Consider the following 25,515-nt stretch of genomic DNA (forward strand, 5'->3'; position numbering starts at 1 on the left):
ACGGTCGTCACCGCGATTTGGCGGTGGCGGCGGGTTTCTTGTGCGTCGGGCGGTACAGCGTCAACGTCTGGCCGACGCGAAGTCGCGCGGTCGAACTCAAGTCGTTCCAGGCGCGGACCTGGCTGACGGTCACGCCATATTTGCGAGCGATCGACCACAACGTATCGCCTTTGCGGACGCGGTATGCCGTCGGTTGTCCGGCGGTTCCGTAATAGGCGCGGCGGGCGCGCTTGGCGGTGATGGCCGAACTCATCGCGGCGGCGGCGGTACTCGCGGTGCCGGCGTCGTTCATTTGACTTTGCAGTTGGGCCAATCGCGGCTCTTTGAAGTCGGCGTTACGGGCGTTAGCTACGGCGATGGGGCTGTAGAAACGAATGTGGTAGTGGTTGAGGTGGCCGCGCGAGTGGCGAATGATTCCCTGTCGTTCGCGGCGACCTTTGGGGTATTGGAACACGCGGTCGAGATATGCTTGCGGATAGTGCAGGCGATTCTTCACGTAGTTGTAAAGAAGGGCTTGAATTTGGTAGTCGAGAAAGACGAATTTCACCGTGTTCAGATCGATCAACGATTCTAAATACAACCAGTTGCGCGGTACGTCGAGATTCTTACTGCTACCGTCCACGAGATGGCCGGGCGCAGCGTTCTTGAAATAGAATCCGATATCAGCGTCGCGGCCCGCTTGGTGAGAACGGTGCGTGCTCAAACGCCCGCCCTGCGGATAACTGATGTCTCCCATCGCTAAACGATGAGACGAGCCGAAACGGTCGTGCACCTTCGTCGCCGCGAATAGAAGACCGTCGACGGTTTCGGGCGTCGCCCACTGGCGATCGGGCCGAGCGGCGACATAATACTTGGTGTTGCGCGGGAAAAGCACACCGCCCCGCAAGGCGCCGCGATTGGGAAAACCGATCGATTTGCAGCGCGCGTATACCTTTTTGGGATACGTCGCATAGTCGGCTAGTTTTACGGTTTCAGGCAATTTGACATCGTATTCCGGCGTGAAGATCGCGTCGGGCTCGGGCAGGGGCGGCACATCATCTTCCTCTGTGGGACCGGGCACCATGGCGATGGCCACAGGCACGATCACCACGAGCGCCACGAGCGCCAACATGGTGAGGATTCGAATTTCGAGCCGCTTAACCGTCATTTACACTCCAAATCGCGAGCCAAGGTATTATAAGTAGACGCCCCGACGTGTCAAATATCGCCGGGTCCTTGAGCCAACGCGATTTAATCGGCAGAGATGGCCTCCATTAATTCTTCTTCGCGCTTGTACGGATCGGTGAAAAACACCGCTTTGCCTTCTTCGTTACTGGTTACGGTGACGTACACCATGTGGATCGGCACCTTGCTCAGCAGGTGGATCGTCTTTTGCCTCCGGGATTCGAGCAAGTCGTCGAATTCCTTGAGCCCCGGGTTTTCATCCTGCGCCAGCAGGTATTTCGCCACGTCCACCGGGTCCTGCAAGCGCATGCAGCCGTGGCTATAGGTGCGCAGCGCGCGTTTGAACAAGTATTTCGTGGGTGTGTCATGCAAGTAGACGCTGTGTCTGTTCGGGAAGAGGATTTTCACGACGCCCAGGGCGTTGCCGCGGCCCGGCGGTTGCGTGACCGCTGCGATTTTCTTGATCGTTTCGCCGTCCTCTTCGTACACGACTTTGGCCACGTATCCTTTCTTCTTGAACCAATCGGGGTCCTCGACGAACTGCGGGAGCATTTCTTCTTTGATGATGCGTTGCGGAACCAGCCAAGGCGGATTGATGACGATTTTTTCGATCTCATCGGAGAATTCCGGCGTGTGGTTCTTCCCGATTCGGTTGCCGATGATGATGCGATGCCTGCGCACGATCGTACCGCCGTTGTCCCGGTACACTTCTAATTCCTGACTTCCGAGGTTGACGCGCAGAAAATAGTCGCTGCCGCGGGTTGGTGAGTTCCGCAGCTTCTGCAGCGCGATTTTCAATTGCTTGACACGGTCGGACATGGGAACGTTTAGCCGTTCGATGGTGCGGGCTTCGATTTTTCCGTCAGGAGTCACCTGGCGATCTTCCTGGTATTTGTAGATCGCTTGTTCGAAGGCCTCGTCAAACTCACCGTCCACCGGCCCATCCCAGTAGCCCTCGAATTTGAATCGCTCTTGATATGTGGTCACCAACGCCTTGTTCTTGCTACCCTTTTTCGCATGCTGGCGCCGGGTGAAGGTCGGCGGCTGCGGCATTTTGGCGAGTTTTCGAAAGCGTGCGAGTTCTTTTTTCAGCGCCGCGTAATGGGGGGAGAGGGGGATCATCTTTTTCAACGTCCCGGCCATGTCGCTTTTGCTATCTTCCCAGAATTTGGAGAAATTCTCGGTATCCATCACCATGTCGGTGGCGTGGCGCATGAAGTTGACGGCGTCGAGCGCTTCGAGCTGGACGATGGCCGTATCCCGATTCTTCGCCGCGTCTTTTGCCTTGGTCAGCATCTCCTGCAGGCTGGGAAACTTTCCCTTGTTTACGGGTTTTGCGGCGAAGGTGAGAATGGAATCAGGCGAAAAATCATCAAGCGCCGCGGCGCTGAGCGCGTCGGTAAGCTTGGCGCTTTCGGCTTGGTCAAGAGAAGTTCCGGGAAGCGACGCCAGGAAGGCGAGGCTCTCGTTGAGGAGCGTCTCCCATTTTGTTCGTTGCTCAAGGCGATAGGGGGCGGGATCGAAACCCTCGCTGCGAAGCTGGTCGATGCGGGCGTTTAGCTGCTTGTGCTGCTCGGTCAGCTTCTGGGCGACGACGAAGCGGTACGCATACGGCTCCGGCCCGTACACCGTTTGCAGCAACGAGGCGTAGTCGGCCGATTCAGCAATGGCCTGCTGCAATCGCTGCGTCATGATGTCCGGTTCTTTGGCCTTGCTATCGTACTGCTCTGCGATCACGCCGCCCGCGTCTTTGGCGAAGCTTCGCACGGCCCACGAGGCGCGAACACTCGAGCACGCCGCGCAACCAGCCACGATGGCGGAAAGAACCACGACCAATACGGTCGACACGATGAAGGTTTCATTTCGCCTGGTGTAAGCCATCGATATAAATTTCCCCTATGAACCTCAAATAAGGTTTCGAGCTATTATAGATGTTTTTTCCGGAGGGCTCAACGAGGAAAAGAGACAAAAAAAGGGCGGGAAAACCCGCCCTTGAGTCGCAATAGTTAAAGTTTATTCAGCGGTCGCGTCGGCGGCCATCGCTTTGCCTTTTTCCGTAATTTTGCCAACCGTCGCGATCAACTGGTCGATCGTCGGTTTGATTTGGTCGACGACTTTCTTTGTTTTTTTCATCGTTTTGCCCATGTCGGCGCCGTACTTGCCGTAGCCCATCGGGTCTTCCTTGATTTTACCCTGCAGGCCGCCGGTGAAAGACGTGGCGCTGGCAACCAGCTTCGCACCGTCACCCATGAGCGCTTCGAGTGCTTTTTGTGCCAATTCGTTGTTTTTCTTCAGTTTATCGAGTTCTTCGGGGTCCTTAACTTCGGCCAGTTTCGCATCGGTGTCTTTCAGGACGTTCTGCGCGAAGGTCAAGCCGAGTTCCATTTTGGCCAAGGAAGTCGCGATACCGTCATAGTCTTTGTCGCCGTATACGGCCACCGCGCCGATTTCTTTGCCCGGATCCAAATCCGTGCCTTCATATTCTTTCAACGACGCGTCGACGTCGGAAAGCACAAAGGTTTTGACTTCCTTCTTAAGCTTGGATTTCATCTTCTTTATGTCACCGAGACCGAAAGCAAGCGCAGAACTGGCGGCAAAAACCACCACGAGCGAGATTACCATTAGCGTTAAAACGGTCCTCTTCATTGCTAAACTCCTTCTGGTTTCGTTTTTCGGACGCTTGGCGCAAGCCAAATTTGTGTGCCGTTTATTCCGTGATGATGCCTAAACCGATAACACATGTGTCCACCACAGTCGAGACCTGCTGTCACTTTTATTCATTGACTACCTGCCGGTCGTGGCCTACTTTTTCAAGTAATGATCGCTGCTACGACTAGAAACAAAAGGACTGTCATAATGAATAGGACGCTTCTCATATTGACCGCTATCTTGTTCGCGTTTTCCTTCGCCATCGTTATTTCGTGCGGTGCCGGTGACGGCGTATCCCTGGAGGACGGGGAGATCAAGGGCCAGGCGACCATCCCGCTGCTGCCGATCGACCTGCCGATTTTCCCGACCGAGGTGAATCTGTCCGGTCTCGTGGGTTACGTGGAGGACGCACTGGACGATTTGGGCGTGCCCGACTTGCTGCAAGCCATTCTGGACGAGGACGACATCCGAGACGTCCTCGACGTGGTGGAAAACAAGCTGGAGGGCGCCTCGCTGAAAATCCTGGATCCCGGCGTGCTTTCGTTTTCCATCGACAGCACGATCACCGACATCGTGCGCGACTACGTGGTCGTCACCGAAGTCGGCGTGACCTTCGGCTTCCGTAACCAGACCGATGTCTACGTCGATGTGCCCGTGGAATTCCAGCTTTTCCTGGGTGACGGCAAACTGGCCAAGGCCTGGGACGGAGCGGTGATGATCCCCTTCGTCGACGAGCGCGTGGATGAGGACGGAAAGTTCATTGTTTCGCCGGGTGAGGAAATCGAGTTGGAAATTCCCAACGTGCCGCACTTGGTCGAGGCGCTGAACGAATCGATGTCGATCGGCATCGGTTACAAAGCCAAGTACCGCATGGCCGACGTCGGCAACGGCGCCGATCCGGTGGAGGCGGTCACAGAGTTCGGCCTTTGCATCGCCGAGGGATTGATTTCCGGCTCGACGGAAAATTGCCCCGACATCGAAGAATTGCTCAATTGGCACCTCGCGTTGACGAAGTTCGAATTGCGGGTCAAGGCCGAGTCCGACTTGGATATTCCGGAAATCCCCGGGTGCGAGGAGTTCGCCGACGAATTCGGGTTGGACGACCTGAAGAAAGCCTGTCCCTGAGGCCCAGACGGTGTTCGCGGCCAATAAGCGTGCCGCCGCAACGCGCGTTGCCTTTCTCGGGCTGATGGCGCTGCTGGTTCTCAGCGGTTGCGCCACGCCCCCCGTCTCCTATGACGCCCGGCCCACCGTCGCCGCGTTCACGGACAAAGGCCCGTTTTTCGTGCCGGAAGATTCAGACGCCGCGCCGATATGGGGCATTCGCGGCGGCATCGTCGTGGGTATCAAGCCGGGCGTCGTGGGCTACGCGCCGCACGAGAAAGGTGGGCCGCGGGGGCTGATCCGCTTTGGTTACGAGGCCGAGGGAAGGCTCTACTTCATCAATTTCGCGGCACTAACCGCGGTAACGACCGACGGCCGTTACGGCAAGAGCGAACTGGACCGCAGTCCCGGCGACGGGGCGCGCGGGATGATCATCGAGGCGTATCCGCCGGCGTTTCACCAAGACTACGACGCGTGGCGTGAACGGGACGCGCCGCCGGTCGACGCGGCGGCTCGTGTATGGCGGAAAGACGGCTTCGTGCGGCTTTCGTGGGTGCTGCGCTACGAGGCCTTCGTCAACGACGCGCGCCCCTATTTGCTCGTGACGATTCGTGAGGAACGACCCCAGGAGGTCGAATTTCAGTTCTTTACCGAACCCGGCTCGCCGGAACTCGAGGGGTGCGTGCTGTCGCCCACGTTCGGGAACCTGACTCAACTACGCGTGCTTCACCTCGCGAACGTCGACGTGACGGCCGCGGAATTGTGGCCGGATTTCCGCGGGCGCGGTTTTGCGCGGCCGGCGTTTTTCAAGTTGCCGCGCCTGGCGCGCGATGAAAACGGTGATGTGGTATTGGCGGCCCGCCCGGATCGAATCGAGCCGTGGAAGACGCGGGGGTATCCGCATCCGCGGCGCTTGACGCAGTATCTTCGTAAGCCGCGCGGCTCGTTCGATGAAACCTTGCGCGGCTACGTCAACGGCCGCTATATGTTTTGGAAGACAACGACGCCGGTACCGGGCGGCACGGCGTTTGAGAACATCGCGCTGCTGGAACGGTTTCGTGAGGGGACCGTTCTGATCTTCGGATACCGAGATGCGGACGAGTAAAGGAGCCTTAGATGCGGTTTTGTATGTGGAGTGTCGTACTGGTCTGTTTGCTGGCGGCGGTCGCTTCGGCAGGTGAGCGCGAGGATGAGGCCTACGGACGGGCGCTCGGGGCATACGAAGCGAATAAGAACATCGCGCCCAATACCGCTTTTTTTGCCGCCACCGACGAGTTGGGCGGCCTGACTTCCGACCAGCGGGCCAACGTGCTTGAACGCTTGGCGCACCATGCCTTGAAAAAGGAAAAAGACCTTTACGCCGCGCACTTGTTTGCCGCAAACGCGTCGCTGGCGATGATCTACCCCGTAGAACTTGCGCGGAAGAAAGATCCGCCGCGCGCTAAAGAGCTTTTGCGTCGCCGATTCAAGCTCGCGGCTTGGTCGATTGAAATGACGTTTCCCTGGAACCGGTGGGCGAATCCGATGGACTACAACGCATCACAAATGGCGGCGAATCAAGCGCACGTGCTCAATCTGTGGCTTGCCAAGGAAAAGCTGGCTCTGGCCGGGTGGCGGGCGCACGCCTCATGGATGCTCGGCGTCGCTGAGCTTGTGGTCGACCGGCCCGACCGAGCCGTAGAGGCATTCGCCTCGTTCGCGCGTCAAGTCGGCGACGAGCCTTACGCCACGGTGGCGGAGGGATATCTGGCCTTTGCGATGATGCTGGCCGGAAAACCACAAGGCAAGGAGAGGTTCGCACGGGCTATCGTCAAACTCGAAAGCGACCCGAGCGAACAAGCTGCTAAGGCGGGCGCGGAACTCAAGCGAGTCAAAGCTTACTTCGATAACAAGATGAAAGGGAACGACTAGATGACCGCAAGCACCATCGAATCCACACCGAGTGGCGTCTGGCTTTACCGGCACGGCCCGCTGGACATTCCACGCTACCAGTGCGTCGGTTGGTCGGACGTGCCCCTGGGTAATCCCGAGCAAACGGCAAACGAGGCGCGAACGCTGGCGGCGTATATCGGGAAGCCCACGGCGCTCTTTTCCAGTGACCTGCTTCGCACCCGGCAGACCGCCGCGCCACTGGCCGAGGCGCTGGGCATGGAAGTCACCCTCGAGCCGTCCTTGCGGGAGTTGAATTTCGGCGAATGGGAAGGCCGCATGTGGAACGATCTGGGGGAGAGCGGTGACGACCGTTTTCGCGCGTTTGTTCAGGATTGGCGCAGCACCAACGCGCCGGGCGGTGAATCGTTTCGCGATGTGGAAAGACGTGTTTCCGCGTTCTGGGCACAGGCCGCGGCGCGCCATGCCGGAGAAGAAATCGTGGTGGTTTCCCACGGCGGCTCGCTGGTTGCGTTCTCGATTCTCCTGTTCGGTTGGTCGCACGAATACGCGATGAAGCACATGTTGGAACGGGGCCACTTCGGGTACATCGATTTTCGGCGCGGTGGTCACGTGTGGAACTTCGATCCGGCGCGTTTGCCCGCCAGAGCATGACGGCGGGCCTGACAAAATGGCGTTTCGCCGTCGATCGTGGCGGCACCTTCACCGACGTGCTGGCAATCGATCCGGCCGGGCGTCTGCATTCGACCAAACTGCTTTCCGAGTCCACCGAATACGACGACGCGGTCATCGAGGGCATGCGTCGCGTGCTGGGTGTCGCGCCGGGGCGGGCGCTGCCCGTGGAAGAAATCCACAGCCTTCGCATGGGCACGACGGTCGCCACCAATGCTTTGCTCGAACGACGCGGCGAACCGCTGGCGTTGCTGATTACCCGGGGTTTCGCCGACTTACTCGAAATCGGTCACCAAACCCGCCCCGACTTGTTTTCTTTGGCCATCGAAAAGCCCGCTCCTTTGTACGCGGCGGTGCGCGAAGTTGACGAGCGGATAGCCGCCGACGGCAGCGTGCTCGAGGCCTTGGACGAGACATCACTCGAAACGAATTTGCGGGAGCTGCGGGAGGACGGGTTCGACGCGGTGGCCATCGTTTTTCTGCACGCCTGGCAAAACCCGGTGCACGAACGTTATGCCGCGGCGGCGGCGCGGCGGGCGGGATTCGGGCAGGTCTCGGTGTCCCACGAAGTTATGCCGCTGATTCAAGCCGTCGGGCGAGGCCAGACGACCTTGGTCGACGCCTACCTGAGCCCCGTGCTGCGCGGCTACGTGGAAAGCGTGCGCGGGCAAGTACGCGACTTGCGCCTGTTTTTCATGCAGAACGCCGGAGGGCTGGCCGACGCGACGTCGTTTTCGGGGAAAGATGCGATTTTGTCAGGCCCGGCGGGCGGGGTGGTCGCCTGCGCCAAGGTGGCAGCCGAAATCGGTTTCGCCGAAGTGATCGGTTTCGACATGGGCGGCACCTCCACCGACGTGTGCCGTTTCGACGGGTGCTTCGATCGCGTCTTCGAAACCGTGACCGCGGGAATACCGTTCCAAACGCCGATGTTGAACGTCGTGACCGTGGCGGCGGGCGGCGGTTCGCTGCTGCGCTTCGACGGCCGCAAGCTAAGTGTGGGGCCGGACTCGGCGGGGGCGTCACCCGGTCCCGTCTGCTACGGCCTCGGGGGGCCGCCGGCTCTCACGGACGCCAATGCCGTGCTTGGCCGACTGCTGGCCGGCTATTTTCCGGTCACGTTTGGGCCGCATCACGATCTACCCCTGCAAGTCGATACGGCGCGCGAGCGTTTCGGCGAACTCACTGCGTCTATCAATCGCAGGCTCGGCGTCGAGATGAGCCTCGAGGAGGTCGCGCTCGGCTTCGTGCGAATCGCCGGGGAGATGATGTGCCGGCCGATCAAGGAACTCACCGTTGCCCGGGGGCGGGATGCGCGTCGACACGCGTTGATTTGCTTCGGCGGGGCGGGCGGACAGCACGCTTGCTCGATCGCCCGCACGCTGGGTATCGAGAACATCGTTGTGCCGCGGCACGGCAGCCTGCTTTCCGCGTATGGGATCGCCGTGGCCGATCACGTGCGCACCGGGGCCGAAGCTTGTCTGGAGTTGTTCGAGCCGTCCTTGGAACAACAGATCGAAAAGCGTTTCGATCGCTTGGCCGCGCCGCTGATCGCGGAACTCGTGGAGGCCGGTTTTCAGCGGGAGGAAATCCGCACGCGGCGCAGTGTTGATTTGCGGCCCCAGGGCACGGACGCGACGTTGAACGTGGAGTATGACCATGTGCCGCAAACTGCGGAATGCTTTCGGCGTCAGTATGAGGAGCTTTTTGGCTTTACGCTGGACGATGTGGCGATTGAAGCGGCCGCGCTGCGCGTCGAGGTCGTCGGTCCGGGTGGCCTGTCGTGGACGAGAAGCGTGTCGGAGTCGCTGGAGACGGCCGGGACGCCGCGGGAATTCGTGCCCGTGTGGTTTGAGCAAGGTGAACTGAATACGCCCGTCTACGAACGCGAATATTTGCCGACCGGATTTTCGGTCGACGGACCGGCGATCGTCGTCGAAGACACCACGACGGTGCTCGTCGAACCCGGATTTCGCCTGCGCGTCGCCGCCTCGGGGCATCTTTTGCTGACGGCCACCGATGCCGCGACGAAGACCGCCGGCACCGAACGAGACCCCGTGCTGCTGGAAGTCTTCAACCATCTATTTATGAGCGTCGCCGAACAGATGGGGCGAACGCTCGCTCACACAGCCCATTCAACGAACATCCGCGAGCGCCACGACTTCTCCTGCGCGGTCTTCGACGCCGAAGGATACCTCGTCGCCAACGCGCCCCACGTGCCCGTCCACCTCGGCGCCATGGGCGACAGCGTGCGCTCGCTGATTGCCAAGCGCGGCGCGGAGATGCGGCCCGGCGACGCTTTCGTCACGAACAATCCTTTTCAGGGCGGTTCTCATTTGCCCGACGTGACGGTCGTCACGCCGGTTTTTCTGGACAACGCGCGACCGGTCTTTTTTGTTGCCAACCGCGGTCACCATGCCGATATCGGGGGCATCGCGCCCGGTTCGCTGGCGCCCGAGGCGCGCACCTTGGCCGAAGAAGGTGTCGTGCTCGATCGACTGCTTTTGGTGCGTGACGGCCGGCTGCTGGAGGACGAGATCGTCGCGGCGCTGGGTGCCGGGCCGTATCCGGCGCGTAACCTGCCCGAACGCTTGAGCGACTTGCGGGCGCAGGTCGCCGCGAATCAGCATGGGCGGCGCGAACTCGAGCGCCTGACGGCGGATTACGGGCTCGATACGGTCACGGCCTACATGGGTCACATTAAGGACAACGCCGCCGAGGCTATGGCCGAGGCGTTGCTGCGATTCGTACCCGATGCCAAGCCTTTCGACCGCACCTTCGTCGATTTTCTTGACGACGGCGCGCGGATCCAAGTGCGGTTCCTCATCGAACCGGCGACGCAGACTCCGCTTGGCGTGCGCGCGCTCATTGATTTCTCCGGAAGCGATCCGCAATTGCCCGGCAACCTCAACGCGCCGCTGCCCGTAGTACGCGCGGCGGTGCTGTACGTCTTGCGCACGTTGATACATCAAGACATTCCCCTGAATGACGGCTGCCTGCGGCCTATTGAGTTGGTCGTTCCCGAAGGTTCATTGCTCCATCCGCGACCGGGGGCGGCGGTGGCGGGCGGCAATGTGGAGACCTCGCAGCGCATCGTCGACGCGTTATACGGAGCGTTGGGTGTTGCGGCCGCATCGCAGGGAACAATGAACAATTTCCTTTTCGGGCGTCCCGACGGCGGCGGCAGGCAATACTACGAGACCATTGCGGGCGGGGCCGGTGCGGTAGACGGGCGAGCCGGGGCGTCGGCGGTGCAAGTTCACATGACCAACACGCGCATTACCGATCCGGAGGTGTTGGAGTACCGCTACCCGGAAATTCGAGTCGAGCGGTTTACCATTCGTCGCGGGTCGGGTGGGGCCGGACGCTACCGCGGTGGCGACGGCGTTATCAGGGCTTTTCGCTTTCTGGAACCGCGTCGAATCACGATTCTATCGGAGCGACGCTCTCGCGCGCCTTACGGATTGCAGGGCGGTAAATCGGGGCAGCCGGGCGTCAACCGGTTGCGGGATGAGCACGGCGAACGGGTACTGCCGGGCCACGTGACCATTACGGTGACGGCCGGCGCGGTGGTCGAAATCGAGACCCCGGGCGGCGGCGGATTCGGCCGGCCGGAAAATACCCGCTAGAAGGCCATTCCCAGAAAAATATAATATGCCGTCGATCTGTGTTGACAAAACCACGGTAAAAACGTTAAAGGATAACCCTTTGGGGAAGTCGAACGTAAAACGCAAACAACATTAAAACAAGGCACCTTCGGGTTAACGGGCGGAACGCAATCTTGATTGCCACCGCTGGTGACGGCGCTTTGTTCATTTGCTTGCCAACTGCGATAGTAAAGGGTCTTTGTGACGGGCAAACGACCAACCTGGCGTTCCGCTTCGGCGGCGGGCCGAATTCTCCCACACAATCATTCGATCTTTTTGTCCCAGGAAATGTCTGTAAACGGATATTTGGGGTGCAAAAAAGACCGAGTTCGAACACATGGAGAGAAGACGTGACCGTCGCGATGGAAAAACAGGAAATTCGCGAACGACTTAGAAATCTCGTCGAAGATTTCGCGGGTGGTCATCCCTCGGTGTTTGCCAAACGTGTGGGTATTACCCATAGCCGAATGTTGGCCTACATACACGGCCAAGGGCTGCCATCCCTGCAAAATCTCGCGCGGATATGCTGCGCCACCGGCGTGACGCCGAACTGGCTGATTTTCGGTCACCGACCAAAATATGAGTGGGAGGCGAAAATGAGCGCCTTGGCGGTATGCAAATCCGACGAGCGTACGGCGCAAACGACCGATGAGTTCGTTGCCGTGCCGATTGTGCAGGCGATTGCCGACCAGGAAACTGAAATGAGCGTCCTGAAGCGTTTGGTGTTCGGCGACGACATGATAATCACTCGCCAACGCGAGGGCGCGACGCTCTGTGCGATTCGCATGCCTGATGAAAGCATGAAAGGCGAAATCGCGGAGGGTGATGTGGTGGTGGTCGATCTGGAGCAGGGCGGCGACAACTTATCCGATTCCGGCTGCGCGGCGCTGTTGGAGGATGATTGCATCACCGTGCGTCGCGTCGTCAACGGCATTGGCTACGCGAACGACCCGTCTCGATACCCGCCGGCGCCCGTGCCGGCCAAGGATATCCTTGGACACGCGCTGGAGTTGCATCGTTTGCAGTTGACGCAGCCGCCGCGGTAGAACTTCGCGGCTGTCAAATCCCACCGCCGATGGTATGATTCTGCCTTCCATCAACGTTGGAACAACGAGGCGGCAAGCGCGTGACGGCAACACATCGGCGAAGCTGGCGGGAACGAATCCTGGCGCGATGGGGAGCGTTGTGTCACGACCACGCCGGGTTGGTCACGTTGATCGCGCTCGCGATCACCGCGTTTTTTAGCTACTTCGCCGCCACGATCGATATCAACCTCGGCTTTTTGGCGTTGCTCGACGAGAATGACCCGCTCGTGCAACGCGTGCAGGACGCCAACGATAATTTCGGCGACCTGTCCTATATGGTCGTCGGCCTGACCACGCCCGCCGGTGAAGCTGCCGACAAACAACGCCTCATTCGTTTCGCGCACACTCTTGCCCCGAAATTGAAAAAGCACCCGGATTTGATCGGGCGCGTCGTGGCGCGGGTTGAATTGGACGAGATGATGCGCTGGGCGCCGCTTTTCCTTTCCGAGAACGAAGTGGCGGAATTCGTCGCCGAATCCAAAGAGCGGCAGGGAGATTTGCGCGCCCTGTTTCGTGACGTCCGTCTCGTACCTTTCCTCGATCGGATGAACGAGACACTGGAACGGGAAATCATCGAAGAGGAAGAAATCACCGACGAGGCCGACGCGTTGCAACGGCTCCAAGCTCTCGGGGCGTTCTACGAAACGGCATGGAGCTATTTGGACGACGACCCGGAGACCGAGGCCGGCCCCGCCAAGCGTTCGCTTCGCAAACTGGTGCTGCCCGCCGGCGATGATGAAATAACGGACGACGACTACTTTTTCTACGACAACGACCGCCTGTTGGTGATGCGCGTGATGACGCCGCGTCCCGCCGACGATTACATCTACATCGAAGAAGTGCTGGCGATGGTCGATGCGGCCGTGGCCGACGTGAAGCGCGAAGTACCCGGGGTGGAAGTGCTGCTGGCCGGCAACATGCCGGTCATGCGCGACGAACATCAAGCCTTGGTGCACGACATGAAATTCACGACGCTTGCTTCGCTGGTGATCGTGCTGATCATTTTCGCCGTCGTGTTCCGCAAGCTCACTGACCTGGTGCTCATCGCCGTGTGCCTGCTGTCCGGGCTGGGCATCACCTTCGGCGTAACCGAATTCGCCATCGGCTATCTCAGCCTGCTCACCGCGTTTTTCGGCGCGATCATGATCGGTTTGGGTATCGATTTCGCCATCCACTTGATCAGCCGGTACGGCGAGGGCATCCGCCAAGGTTTGGCCGTTCGCGAGGCGATTATCAACGGCATGGCCGGTGCCGGTCCCGGCATTCTGACGGGCGGCATCACGACGGCGGCGGCGTTTCTCGTATTAATGATCGCCCGCTTCAAGGGTCTGGCGCAGCTCGGTTTCGTTTCGGGAATGGGCATTCTGGTGATGCTCCTGCTGATGTTCACGTTGTTGCCCGCGCTGATCGCGTTGCGCGACCGGCGTAAAGTCTCCGCCGAACTGACGATTCGCAGCATCGGTGATTCGGTGCCGCTCGGGCGTCTGGCTGATTTGGCGATCGATCGACCCAAACTGGCGACGGTCGTCATATTGATCGTGAGCATTTTGGCGGCGTTCGGCGTGTGGCGCAGCTCGTTCAACTACGACTACCGCAGCCTGGAACCTCGCGGATCGATTGCCTTGGCTCATATCGACGAAGTGGAAAAGCGACTGGGATTCAGCATCGACTACGCCATGTATTTCGGCGACACGGTCGAGGATTGCCGGCGGCTGGCTGCGGCGGTCGAACAAAAACCGACCATTGCCAAGGTCGACGCGATATCCGACTACGTGCCTGAAAACCAAGCGGCGAAGAATCTTCGGTTGCGGGAACTGGCGCCGATATTCGCCGACATCACGGTCCAAGAGCGACCCGCCGCACGCGCTTCGTTCGCGCCGGAGGATTTGCGCGCATATGCCGCGGCCGCCCGCGGTAGTGCCCGAGTTGTGCGGGCGGTGCTGCAACTGGCCATTCTTGGCGGGCAGTTCGATGTCGAGGACGAAGCCCGCCGCGTGGTCGAGCAGGTAAACGATTTCGCCACGCGGGTGGAACGCGTCGCCGTGGAAAAGCCGGCGCAAGTTGGTGCGATGCGGTACGAGGGCTTCGTGGCGGCGGAACTGGAGTCGCTGCTGGAGAATTTACGTATGGCGACCAAGGGCGAGGTCCTCACGGTCGCACGCCTACCCGAGCAGATTCGTGAAAATTTCCTTGGTCACGACGGCCGCATGGCAGTGTTCGCCTATCCGACCGGCAACGTGTGGAACAAGCAGTTCATGGCGGAGCACAACAACGAAGTGCTCTCGGTGGACCCCTCGGCGATTTCCGTGCCGATCCTTTTTGAGCGTGTTTTCGCCAACATTATAGAAGATTTTCGCAGTTCGATTTGGTTCTCGCTCGCGGCGGTTTTCCTATTGGTGATTTTGGATTTCCGGCGGCCGCTCACCAGTATCCTGGCGTTGGTGCCCTTGATGGTCGGCGCGCTCTGGATGGTGGGCGCCATGCCTTACATCGGCATGCGATTCAACTTGGTCAACGTGGCGATCGTCCCGCTCATTTTGGGAATCGGCATCGATAACGGGGTCCACATTCTGCATCGCTACCGCATGGAACAGGAACGACGAGTGCACGCGGCGGTCGAGCATACCGGGAAAGCGATTCTGCTCTCGTCGCTGACGACCATGGCCGGTTTCGGCATGCTCGGGCTGGCGACCTATGTGGCGATCGGCTCTCTCGGGCAACTGTTGGTGATCGGTGTGGGTGCGTGTTTCGTCACCTCGGTCTTCGTGCTGCCGTTGATCCTGGCGCGTATCGATCGAAAAGGCTGGAAGGTATAACCTGTGCTGATCTCGCGGGCGTGCCGCCGCGTTGACGAATGGTGGGTCCATTGCCTACGATCAGTGCAGCCTGTGACCGATGGCGACAACGCCGATTGCCTACCGAAGCGGAGGTTTGACCGATGAATGCGTGGCGTCTTGCTCTCTCTATCTTGCTTGCCCTTTGTCTCGCCGGCACCGTTGTCGGTGCGTGCGACGACGATGACGACGACAACGACGACAACAACGATTCCTCCCCGGCGGACGATGATGATGACGATGACAACGATGACGACGACAACAACGACGACACGTCGCCGATCGACGATGATGATGACGACAACGACGACGACGACGATGACACGACACCGGCCGACTATAGCTGCGACGAGGTGGCTGACGGTCTGTTCAACACCTGCGCCATGACCCTCAACGATATACACGGTGTCGCCCAGGGGGAAGATGATCTCGAACAATGGTGCGGCTTATCCGAGGAGCTATTCACCGCAAAAACCGTCGCCCCCTTTTGGAACTGCATGGGCGTATGCAGCTTCGACGAAGATTGCGAAACGGCGTGCTTGGATGCCTGTCTGAACCCGCCTGATCCGGGAACCGGCTGCGCAACCGCGGTGCACGGCGTTTACGCTTGCGGCGTCGCCTTCGTGTTCGTTGGTACGCCCTTGTATATCCCTGAGATGGACCTGCAGGCCGTGTGCGGCGATTACGCGGTCGTCGATTGGACTTGCGCGCAAGGCTGCGTCGATTCGCTCACGTGTTCGAATCCACCGACCGCGCCCGAGACGATGGCGATGATTACCTGCCTTGGCGACTGCTGAGCGTGCGCCCGGCCGGTGGCATCACCGCGTCCGCGCTGCACTGAATTGTATTCGCGCCTAGTTTTGCTACAATTTAGCCGAATAGTGAAGAAAAGAGGTTCAGAATGACTCGTGTCGACAAGCTAGTTTGGTTGATGGCGATCTTGCTCACCCTGTCTATGGCTTTCTACATCGCGTGCGGCAGCAGCAGCGATGACACCGGCAGCACTCGCAGCCCCGTCACGGGCGGCGACGACGACACCCCGAGCCCGGGGGCTGGTGGGGGAGGCGACGACGATGATGACACCGCGGCGGACGACGATACGAGCGCCGACGACGACACAGGTGGCGACGACGATACCGGCACCGACGATGATACCGGCGGCGACGACGACACCGGCGCCGACGACGATACGGCGGTCGACGATGACGACGATGATGACACTCCCGATTATACTTGCTCCCAGGTCGCCGACGGCTCGATCAATACGTGCAGCCGGGATCTGAACGGCGTCAGCGGCACGCCGGTCGGCCAAACCGGTATGCAAGCGTGGTGCGAAGCGACCGAGAATCTATTCGGCGGCAAGGCGCTATCCTCGGTGTTCTGGAACTGCTGGGGGGATTGCGTCTTCGAGCAGTCGTGCGGCGAGCCGTGTTTTTCCGCGTGCGAAAATCCACCCGTGCCGGGTTCGGGTTGCGGCGCTACGGCGGGCGGCCTGTACGCGTGCGGTGTGCACATTCAAATCGATACGAGCGATTACTTTATTCAACTTCTCGACCTGCTCGAGTTTTGCGAATACATGACCGAATGGCCGTGGGAATGCTACCAAACGTGCGTGGACACCGTGTCGTGCTCGACGCCGCCGACGCCTAGTCAGACCAACAACATGTTTACGTGCATGGAAGGGTGTTGGTCGAAAAAATAGGGAACGACAGGCGCGGTCCGCTGAAATCATTCGAGGTTATCCATGGCTGCTAACGTGGCGATTCGCCGCTGTGCGGATTACGACCGGGACAACGTTCACCGGGCGGTGGGAGAAGCCATCGCCGCAGTCGTCGATTTACCGACGCTGGTGCGCGACAAGCGCGTGTTCATTAAAGTGAATTTCCTTTCCGACGCTCCGCCCGAGAGCGCCGTGTGCACGCATCCGGAAATCGCCCGTGCGCTGATTCGTTGGTGCCTTGAAGCTGGCGCGGCCGAAGTTGCGGTCGGCGACATGCCGGGCATGCACTTGACCGACCGCCCGGAACTCCCTTTCGAACGAAGCGGGCTGGCGCCGGTTTGCCGCGAGGAAGGAGCGCGCGTCGCACCGCTCAGCGGCCGGGGATACCGCGAAGTGGAAGTGCCCGGCGCGCGGCGTCTGCACCATTTGATGTTTGCGTGTGAGTTGCTCGACGCGGACGTGGTCATCAACGCACCGAAACTTAAATCACACATCCAAGCACTCTACACCGGCGCGATAAAAAACTGGTTCGGCGCCATCGCCAATCGCGACCGGAAGCGAAGCCACCACTTCACCGAATTGGAACCCTTTTCGGAATGCGTGGTCGATATATTCCGGGTGCGGCCGCCGGATCTCACGGTCATGGACGGTGTGATCGGCATGGAAGGGAGCGGTCCGCAGGAAGGCGACCCGCGTCAGCTCGGATTGGTGCTGGCTTCGACCGACGCGGTCGCGCTGGACACGGTGTCGATGGAGTGTGTCGATTATTCGCGCATGAAAGTGCCGCAAGTGCGCATCGCCGCCGAAGAGGGGCTGGGCGAAGCCGATTTGTCGAAAATTACGATTGACGGTCCCCCGTTCGACGAAGTGCGCCAACGCTTCGCGACGCCTCCTACTGCGTTCGTGACGATGCCGAAATTCATGACTAAGCTGGCGTTTCGCTTTTGGCGTATTCGTCCGGAAATCCTGGCCGACAAGTGCCAGGTCTGCGGAGCGTGCGAACGCATGTGCCCCGTCGGAGCCATCAGCATGACGCCGGAGTGCGCCGTGATCGACTACACCAACTGCATCGAGTGCTTTTGCTGCCACGAATCCTGCCCGCATCGCGCCATCGGCGAGGATATGACCCTTCTTTATCGACTTCATCGCTACATCGCCGAACGAAAACAGCGCCGCACCGCGATCCAAAAATAAGGTGAGGCGGCCGCGAGGGCCGCCCCGGAGGATGAGGAGGTTGTTTGAGTGTGGCATCGCACGTTGTGGCAGTACGTGCATAAAATTGGTCGCGACTCGGCGTCGTTACTTACAGGCCGGCCATAAAAAAAAGGGGCAACTCAATGGTCGCCCGAGAGGTAAGGAGGATGGTTCGTCAGATCCTTGCAGGACCTAAGGCGAGGAATCGGAAACAATTCCTTCAAGCCTTCAAATTGGTTGTCGTTGGCCGGGGCGATAACTTACAGTCGCAGGACCCTGCGCGTTTGACATCAGCTTTGCCGCGGCCTATTTTTAGCGGCTATGAGAGAGAGTTTGATGATTCGCGGTCGGCATCATCGCTTCCCGGCGACACCGGGGGGCCGGGTGATGGTTTAGGTATTCAACGAAGCACCATCCGCGCCGGCCCCGGGGCCGGCGCTTGCGTTTAAAGAAAGGACCGCCCATGAGTCCGCACCGAAACGGCGACCAACTTCGACTGGCTTTGCCTAAGGGGCACATGCAGAAAAGCGTGTTGCAGCTTATAGCCGATGCCGGCATTCGTTTAGACGGTAGCGAGCGCGATTACCGGCCGCGGATCTCTCTGGCGAACACCAACGTCAAGCTGCTCAAACCGCAAAACATCGTCGAGATGCTGCAAGTCGGTTCGCGGGACATCGGTTTTGCCGGGCGCGATTGGGTTGTTGAACTCGAATTGGATGAAGAACTCGAGGAACTGCTCGACACCGGGCTCGACCCCGTGCGCTTGGTGGCCGCCGCGCCGATCTCGTTGCTGCAAGACGGTAAGCTGCCGCGCCAAAAGTTCGTTGTCGCTTCCGAATACGAGCGTATCAGCCGGGATTGGATCGCCGCGCAAGGACTCGACGCCACGCTGGTCCGCTCCTTCGGCGCGACCGAAGTGTTCCCTCCAGAGGACGCCGATATCATCGTGGACAACACCGCAACCGGCAGCACCTTGCGGCAGAATCAACTGGCGATCGTCGACGAACTGCTCCTATCCTCAACGCGGCTATACGCCAACCGCGACGCGCGGGACAACCCCATGTTACGCGGCCGCATCGACGATCTCGTGTTGTTGCTTCGTAGCGTGCTGGATGCGCGCCAACGGGTGATGCTCGAACTCAACTGCCCACAAGACAAAATCGAAGAAGTGATCGCCCTGCTGCCGGCCATGCGCCGGCCCACCGTAGCCCCGCTTTACGGCGAGGACGGCTTCGCGGTCAAAGCGGCGGTCCCGCGGGCCATGCTGCCCGAACTCATCCCTCAACTGCGGGCCCACGGCGGTACGGACATCGTCGTGACGGCTCTCGATCACCTGGTAACGTGAGGCGGCCGATGAGCAAAGCGCGACCACAGCCCTGCTTGCATTTGGATGGCCTCAAAGCCTATCGCCCGCCGCGTGCGAAGGCGCCCACCGATTTGCGGCTCGATGCCAATGAAGGACCGCCGCCGCCTCCGGAGTTGTTGGCGTTGCTGCGAGAGGTCGAAGCGGCCGACGTGCACCGGTACCGCTCGTCTGCGCCGCTGGAAAAAGTGCTGGCCGACCGCGTCGGTCTCGATCCCGCACAGGTGATGATCGGCGCCGGAGCCGACGAAGTCATCGACCGTCTGTGTCGCGTGTACGTGCAGCCCGACCGCGAAGTGATCGTGCCCACGCCGACTTTCGAGATGATCTGCCATTTGGCCCGGGTATCCGGGGGCCGCCTCAAGCGCGTGGCCTGGACCGGCGAGGATTTTCCGGTCGACGATGTCTGCGCCGCCGTGACGCCGGAGACGGGGTTGATCGTCGTGATTAGTCCGAACAACCCGACGGGCTTGGCGGTTCGACCGGCGGAACTTGTCGCCGTGGCAGAAGCGGCACCGCACGCCGTGGTCCTGGTGGACTTGGCCTACGCGGCCTATGCCGACGAAGATTTGCTCGGCACCGTGCTGCGCCTGCCCAACGCTGTGGCCGTCAATACGCTCAGCAAGACGGAAGGACTGGCCGGGCTGCGGCTTGGCTACGCGATTTCCTCGCCCGAAATGCTGCAACCCATGCGCCTGGCGGGCGGGCCGTTCCCCGTTTCGAACTTGTCGAGAGCCGTGGCGGAACGCTGGCTGGTCGCGGGCCGCTCGCACATCCAATGGATCGTCGCGCGGGTGCGTAGCGAACGCGAAACGCTGCAACAACTTCTGGCCTATTACGGCGCCGTGTCGCTGCCCAGCCAGGCGAACTTCGTGTTCGCGCGCTTTACTGACAACCTGTGGGTGCGTGACGCGATGGCCGGTTTCGGCATCGCCGTGCGTCTCGTGCCGGCCACCGATGGCTTCGCCGAAGGGATTCGCATCAGTTGCCCCGCCGACGCCGCCGGTTTCGCGCGACTGTGCGCAGCCCTGGCGACGGTGCTTTCACCCGAAGCATTGCTTTTTGACATGGACGGCGTGTTAGCCGACGTGTCGCGGTCATACCGGCGCGCGATCGTGGAGACCGCCGCCACGTTCGGCGTACAAATCGGGGCCGAGGACGTCGCCGCCGCGAAAGCAGCGGGCGGGGCCAACGACGATTGGGAATTGACGCGCCGCTTGTTGGCCGAGCGAGGCGTCGAGGTTGATCTGCCGGCGGTGAAAGAATGTTTCAAGCGCTTGTACCAAGGGGACGCCGCCAAGCCCGGCTTGTGCGCGGAGGAATCGTTGCTGCCCGAGCGCGCCCTCCTGGAACGCTTCGCCGAACGGTTGCCGCTGGCGATCGTGACCGGTCGGCCCCGTGAGGATGCGGAGCGCTTTCTCGCCGAGCATGACGTGGCCGACCTCTTTGCCGCCGTCGTGTGTCGAGAGGACGGGCCGCTGAAGCCGAATCCGGCGCCGTTGCGCGTGGCGCTCGAGAAGCTCGGCGTCGATCGCGCCTGGTTTATCGGCGATACGACCGATGACATTAGCGCCGCGCGTCACGCGGGCGCCCTGCCGCTAGGCGTGCAAAACAACGTCGATACTGCGGCCGAAACCGCGATGTACGAAGCCGGCGCTGCGCGAGTGCTGACCAACCTTCGTCAGTTGGAGGACCTGTTGCCATGAATGCACGCGAAGCCGTAATCGAACGCCGTACGAAGGAAACCGATATCCGCTGTTATCTCGTTGTCGACGGCGTCGGGGTGGCGCAAATCGACACGGGTCTCGGCTTTCTCGATCACCTGCTCACCGCGCTTACCCGCTTTGCTCGTTTCGATCTCGAATTGCGATGCCGCGGCGACCTGCATATCGACGACCACCACACGTCCGAGGATTGCGCGTTGGCCCTGGGTGCCGCATTGGACAAAGCGCTCGGGGAGCGGGCGGGCATTGCGCGTTTCGGCCACGCCTATGCGCCACTGGACGAGGCGCTGGCACGCGCCGTTGTTGATTTCTCCGGGCGGCCGTTTGCGGTTATCGACATGGGGCTGAAGCGCGACACGCTGGGGCGGCTCGACGAACAAGGCGCCGGGCAAATGGCTACCGAGAACGTGCCGCACGTGCTGCATTCGCTGGCGACCGCGGCGCGGTTGACCTTGCACGTGGACGTGTTGCGGGGGGACAACGACCACCACCGGGCCGAGGCCGCGTTCAAGGCCGTCGGGCTGGCCATTCGCCAAGCGATGGCGTTGGACGGCGAAGACATTCCCAGCACCAAGGGAGTGCTCGTATGACGAAACCGAATGTGTTGGTTGTGCGTACGGGCGTGGCGAACCTGGCCTCGGTGCTGGCGGGTTTGGAGCGCGTCGGGGTAACGGCGCAAATCAGCAACGACCCGCGCGAGATCGAGTCCGCCGAACGCGTATTGCTGCCCGGCGTCGGCGCGTTCGGTGCGGGGATGCTGCAACTTCGCGCCGACCGGCTGGTCGAGCCGTTACGACGACGGATCGCGGGGAACCGCGCGACCTTAGCGATTTGCCTGGGTATGCAATTGCTTTGCGCCGCCAGCGAAGAGCATCCGGGCATGGAAGGGCTCGGCGTGGTCCGGGAACACGTCACTCGTTTCGCTCACAACCTGCGTGTACCGCAATTGGGATGGAATGAAATCGAGCCCGACAAAAAGTGCCGTATGCTGGAAAGCGGTTACGTCTATTTTGCCAACTCCTACCGCTTGACCGAGCGGCCTCCGGGATGGGCCGTCGCGGTTGCGGATTACGGCGGGTCATTTGTGGCGGGGATGGAGCGTGGCAAGGTTCTGGCCTGTCAGTTCCACCCCGAACTGTCCAGCGCCTTTGGACTCGCGTTGCTCCGGCGTTGGCTGGCGACCGAAGAAGGGGACGGCGATGCTGGCGTGTAGGATCATCCCCTGTCTCGACGTGCGCGACGGCCGCGTTGTCAAAGGAATTCGCTTTCAAGACTTGCGTGACGCCGGTTCGCCGTCTGAACGCGCACGGGTGTACGAACAGCAGGGTGCCGACGAACTCGTTTTGCTCGACGTTTCCGCGACGCCGGAGGGCCGCAACACCGCCGTGGATACCGTGCGTCGCGTGCGGCAACAGATCGCCATCCCGCTGACCGTCGGCGGCGGCGTGCGCGGCATTGCCGATGCCGAGCGCCTGCTTGAAGCCGGGGCCGACAAAGTGGGCGTCAATACCGCCGCGGTGGAGAACCCGCAATTGCTCACCGAACTGTCCGCCCGTTTCGGCAGGCAGTGCACGATTTTGGCCGTGGACGCCAAGCTCGTTGCGGCGGGGCGATGGCAGGTGGTCACCCAATCGGGGCGGCATGACACCGGCCTCGACGTCGTGGATTGGGCGCGTCAGGCCTGTGATCTGGGAGCGGGCGAAATTCTGCTGACCAGTTGGGACCGGGACGGCACGGGCAAGGGTTACGATTTGGATTTGCTCACCGCGGTTTCCAAGGCCGTCTTGGTGCCGATCATCGCTTCGGGCGGCGGCCGCACCCTGGAACAACTGCTCGCCGGTTTCAGCGCCGGAGCCGATGCGGTTCTCGCCGCGTCCATTTTCCATTACGGCGAGCGCACGGTCGGCGAAATCAAAGACTACCTGGCCGCGCAGGGTGTGGAGGTCCGGCCATGATTGTCCCCTCGATCGATTTGATGAACGGACAAGCCGTGCAATTGATCGGCGGGCGCGAGAAGGCGTTGGACGCCGGCGATCCGCTGCCGCTGGCCGAAAAGTTCCGCCTGGCCGGCGAAGTCGCGGTTATCGATCTCGACGCCGCTATCGGGCAGGGCGAAAATACCGAGGCGATCGAAACGCTCCTGCGCCATGCTCCGTGCCGTGTGGGCGGCGGTATCCGCGATTTGGCGACCGCCCGCCGGTGGCTCAACGCCGGGGCCGCCAAAATCATTCTGGGCACCGCGGCGCAACCGGAACTGCTTGGCAAGCTGCCGCGCGAACGCGTTATTGCCGCGTTGGACGCCATCCACGACGAAGTTGTGATTGAGGGATGGCGCACCAAAACCGGCGCGCGCGTGGAAGATCGCCTGCACGAACTGCGCGATTACGTCGGCGGATTTCTCGTCACGTTTGTGGAGCGGGAAGGGCGCATGGGCGGCATCGACATCGAGCGCGTCAAAGCTCTCCTAGCGCAGGTCGGCGACGCTCGGCTGACTGTCGCCGGCGGCGTTACCACCACGGCGGAGATTCGTGAGTTGGACCGGCTGGGCGTCGACGCGCAGGTGGGGATGGCCATCTACACCGGGCGCATGCACCTGGCCGACGCGCTGGCCGCGCCGTTGGTGTCGGACCGACCGGACGGCCTGTGGCCCACCATCGTCGCCGACGAGCATGGCGTTGCGCTCGGGTTGGCGTATTCCAACGCCGAAAGTCTGCGCGAGGCGGTCGACCGAGGGCGGGGCGTGTATCAATCGCGGTCGCGGGGCTTGTGGATTAAGGGCGAGAGTTCCGGTAACACGCAGCAACTGCTGCGCATTGCCGTCGATTGCGATCGCGACGCGCTGCGCTTCACCGTCCGGCAGGCCGGCCGCGGATTTTGTCACAAAGGCACGTGGTCGTGTTTCGGCGATGTCGGTGGGTTGCCCGCGCTGGCCCGAAAGCTGGCGGAGCGCGCCGTCGATGCGCCGCCGGGATCCTACACCCGCAAACTGCTGGACGATCCTTCGCTGCTGGCCGCCAAGCTCGCGGAGGAAGCCGCCGAGTTGGCCGAGGCCCAAACGCCGGATGAGGTTGTGTGGGAAACGGCCGATCTTATTTATTTCGCGCTCGTCGCCCTGTCGCGTGGCGGCGGCAGCCTTGCCGACGTGGAGCGAGAACTTCACCGGCGGACGCTGGCGGTGACGCGTCGATCCGAGCAAGAGGAAGAAAAGGCATGACGGCGCGTCTGCGAATCATCACGGCCGAAGAAGTAGTCGCCATGCGCCGCGAGCCATTTGATGCGGAAACCCTGGCGGAAAGTGAAGCCATCGTGCGCGAAGTTCGCGCCGGGGGTGAGGGTGCGCTGCGACGTTTCGCGGAGCGTTTCGGCGACATCGAAATCGGTGCGCCGCTGGTGATTCCGCGCTCGCAACTCGCTGAGGCTCTGGCGCAGCTCGATGATGATGCGCAACGCTTGTTGGCACGGACCGCCGCGCGGATCAAAACGTTCGCCGAGGCGCAGCTTCGCAGCTTGACCAATGTCGTCGCCAAGGTGCCGGGGGGACGCGCGGGGCAACGAGTGGACCCGGTGCAACGCGTCGGATGTTACGCGCCCGGCGGTCGCTTTCCGCTGGTGTCCACCGTACTGATGACCGTCATTCCGGCCCGCGTGGCCGGTGTCGCCTCGGTGTGGGTCGCTTCGCCGCGGCCAAGCGCGCTGATCCAAGCCGCGGCGGCGGTGGCCGGAGCGGACGCCGTTGTTTCCGCGGGGGGTGCGCAAGTGATCGCCGCGCTCGCTTACGGCGCCGGTCCGATTGCTGCGTGCGACATGATTGTCGGGCCCGGCAACAAGTGGGTGACGGCGGCCAAGTGGCTCGTCAGCCGCAACGTCGGCATCGATATGCTGGCCGGGCCGTCGGAACTGGTCGTCGTGGCCGACGAAACGGCGAACGCCGCGACGATTGCTGCCGATCTGCTGGCGCAAGCGGAACACGACCCCGACGCGCTGCCGGTGCTGCTTGCGACATCGCCCGCGTTTATCGAACGGGTCAACGACGAAATCGAGAAGCAGGTGGCGACCTTGCCGACGGCGAGTACTGCCGCGGAAGCGATTGCCGGCGGATTCGCGGTTGCCGCCGACCTGGATACGGCGATCGACCTGGCCAACCGATTGGCTCCCGAGCACCTCGAATTGGCCGTGCGGGATGCGGAGTCGGTGGCCGAGCGCTGTCAGAATTACGGCGGATTGTTCATCGGTTCGCCGAGCGCCGAGGTGTTCGGCGATTACGGTGTCGGCCCGAATCACACCCTGCCCACCGGGGGCGCGGCGCGTTTTACGGGCGGGCTTTCGCCGCTTAGTTTCCTGCGTGTACACACGTGGTTGCACCTGATGCAACCGGCGGACGCCGCGGAGATCGTCGAGGACGCGGCTGCCCTGGCTCGCCTAGAGGGGCTCGAAGCGCACGCGCGATCGGCGGAGCGGCGCAGGTAGCGCGG

At 61.4% G+C, this 25,515-nt stretch carries 20 protein-coding genes; 17 read left to right on the forward strand and 3 right to left on the reverse strand.

Annotated elements, in window-relative coordinates; translation table 11 throughout:
• Positions 1–7 precede the first annotated feature (7 nt).
• From P9L99_15565 to P9L99_15575, 3 genes are all read right to left on the reverse strand, one after another.
• Entirely contained in the window at positions 8–1,147 is a 1,140-nt protein-coding gene (locus P9L99_15565) for a penicillin-insensitive murein endopeptidase (protein MDP8224776.1), read from the reverse strand.
• A gap of 83 nt (positions 1,148–1,230) precedes the next feature.
• A complete protein-coding gene (locus tag P9L99_15570) occupies positions 1,231–3,045 on the reverse strand; it encodes a L,D-transpeptidase family protein (GenBank protein MDP8224777.1) in 1,815 nt (604 codons plus the stop codon).
• 132 nt (positions 3,046–3,177) lie between these two features.
• Complete coding sequence (locus P9L99_15575; protein ID MDP8224778.1) at positions 3,178–3,714, reverse strand: hypothetical protein; 537 nt, start codon at positions 3,712–3,714, stop codon at positions 3,178–3,180.
• 306 nt (positions 3,715–4,020) lie between these two features.
• Here P9L99_15575 and P9L99_15580 point away from each other — a divergent pair, with 306 nt between their 5' ends.
• The 17 genes from P9L99_15580 (at position 4,021) to hisD (ending at position 25,510) form a co-directional block, all read left to right on the forward strand.
• Positions 4,021–4,938 carry a hypothetical protein gene (locus P9L99_15580; protein ID MDP8224779.1) on the forward strand — a complete coding sequence of 306 codons (918 nt, stop codon included), beginning with the start codon at positions 4,021–4,023 and terminating at the stop codon, positions 4,936–4,938.
• Positions 4,939–4,948: 10 nt separating this feature from the next.
• A complete protein-coding gene (locus P9L99_15585) occupies positions 4,949–6,022 on the forward strand; it encodes a hypothetical protein (GenBank protein MDP8224780.1) in 1,074 nt (357 codons plus the stop codon).
• An 11-nt stretch (positions 6,023–6,033) separates the two neighbouring features.
• Positions 6,034–6,828 carry a hypothetical protein gene (locus tag P9L99_15590; protein MDP8224781.1) on the forward strand — a complete coding sequence of 265 codons (795 nt, stop codon included), beginning with the start codon at positions 6,034–6,036 and terminating at the stop codon, positions 6,826–6,828.
• On the forward strand, positions 6,829–7,461 hold the full coding sequence (locus tag P9L99_15595; protein ID MDP8224782.1) for a histidine phosphatase family protein: 633 nt from the start codon (positions 6,829–6,831) through the stop codon (positions 7,459–7,461).
• The gene (locus P9L99_15600) at positions 7,422–11,105 is read left to right on the forward strand and encodes a hydantoinase B/oxoprolinase family protein (protein MDP8224783.1); all 3,684 of its coding nucleotides are present in this window, start codon (positions 7,422–7,424) and stop codon (positions 11,103–11,105) included. The genes P9L99_15595 and P9L99_15600 overlap by 40 nt, the downstream gene beginning before the upstream one ends.
• A 368-nt stretch (positions 11,106–11,473) precedes the next feature.
• Positions 11,474–12,169, forward strand: a complete 696-nt coding sequence (locus P9L99_15605) for a hypothetical protein (GenBank protein ID MDP8224784.1) — start codon at positions 11,474–11,476, stop codon at positions 12,167–12,169.
• An 80-nt stretch (positions 12,170–12,249) separates the two neighbouring features.
• A complete protein-coding gene (locus P9L99_15610) occupies positions 12,250–15,024 on the forward strand; it encodes an MMPL family transporter (GenBank protein ID MDP8224785.1) in 2,775 nt (924 codons plus the stop codon).
• Between the two features lie 122 nt (positions 15,025–15,146).
• A complete protein-coding gene (locus P9L99_15615) occupies positions 15,147–15,839 on the forward strand; it encodes a hypothetical protein (GenBank protein ID MDP8224786.1) in 693 nt (230 codons plus the stop codon).
• Positions 15,840–15,943: 104 nt separating this feature from the next.
• The gene (locus tag P9L99_15620) at positions 15,944–16,744 is read left to right on the forward strand and encodes a hypothetical protein (GenBank protein ID MDP8224787.1); all 801 of its coding nucleotides are present in this window, start codon (positions 15,944–15,946) and stop codon (positions 16,742–16,744) included.
• Positions 16,745–16,786: 42 nt separating this feature from the next.
• A complete protein-coding gene (locus tag P9L99_15625) occupies positions 16,787–17,956 on the forward strand; it encodes a DUF362 domain-containing protein (protein MDP8224788.1) in 1,170 nt (389 codons plus the stop codon).
• A 463-nt stretch (positions 17,957–18,419) separates the two neighbouring features.
• A complete protein-coding gene (hisG, locus tag P9L99_15630; protein ID MDP8224789.1) occupies positions 18,420–19,301 on the forward strand; it encodes an ATP phosphoribosyltransferase in 882 nt (293 codons plus the stop codon).
• A gap of 8 nt (positions 19,302–19,309) precedes the next feature.
• A complete protein-coding gene (locus P9L99_15635; protein MDP8224790.1) occupies positions 19,310–21,025 on the forward strand; it encodes a TIGR01548 family HAD-type hydrolase in 1,716 nt (571 codons plus the stop codon).
• Positions 21,022–21,633 carry an imidazoleglycerol-phosphate dehydratase HisB gene (gene hisB, locus P9L99_15640; GenBank protein MDP8224791.1) on the forward strand — a complete coding sequence of 204 codons (612 nt, stop codon included), beginning with the start codon at positions 21,022–21,024 and terminating at the stop codon, positions 21,631–21,633. The genes P9L99_15635 and hisB overlap by 4 nt, the downstream gene beginning before the upstream one ends.
• Positions 21,630–22,256, forward strand: coding sequence for an imidazole glycerol phosphate synthase subunit HisH (hisH, locus tag P9L99_15645; GenBank protein ID MDP8224792.1), 627 nt, complete (start codon positions 21,630–21,632; stop codon positions 22,254–22,256). The genes hisB and hisH overlap by 4 nt, the downstream gene beginning before the upstream one ends.
• Positions 22,243–22,998, forward strand: coding sequence for an imidazole glycerol phosphate synthase subunit HisF (gene hisF, locus P9L99_15650; GenBank protein MDP8224793.1), 756 nt, complete (start codon positions 22,243–22,245; stop codon positions 22,996–22,998). The genes hisH and hisF overlap by 14 nt, the downstream gene beginning before the upstream one ends.
• On the forward strand, positions 22,995–24,257 hold the full coding sequence (gene hisE, locus P9L99_15655) for a phosphoribosyl-ATP diphosphatase (GenBank protein ID MDP8224794.1): 1,263 nt from the start codon (positions 22,995–22,997) through the stop codon (positions 24,255–24,257). Before hisF ends, hisE begins: the two co-directional genes overlap by 4 nt.
• Positions 24,254–25,510 (forward strand): histidinol dehydrogenase, encoded by a 1,257-nt coding sequence (gene hisD / locus P9L99_15660; GenBank protein ID MDP8224795.1) that lies wholly within the window; start codon positions 24,254–24,256, stop codon positions 25,508–25,510. The genes hisE and hisD overlap by 4 nt, the downstream gene beginning before the upstream one ends.
• Positions 25,511–25,515: the final 5 nt, after the last annotated feature.

The sequence above is a fragment of the Candidatus Lernaella stagnicola genome (assembly GCA_030765525.1).
GTDB classification, from domain to species: domain Bacteria; phylum Lernaellota; class Lernaellaia; order Lernaellales; family Lernaellaceae; genus Lernaella; species Lernaella stagnicola.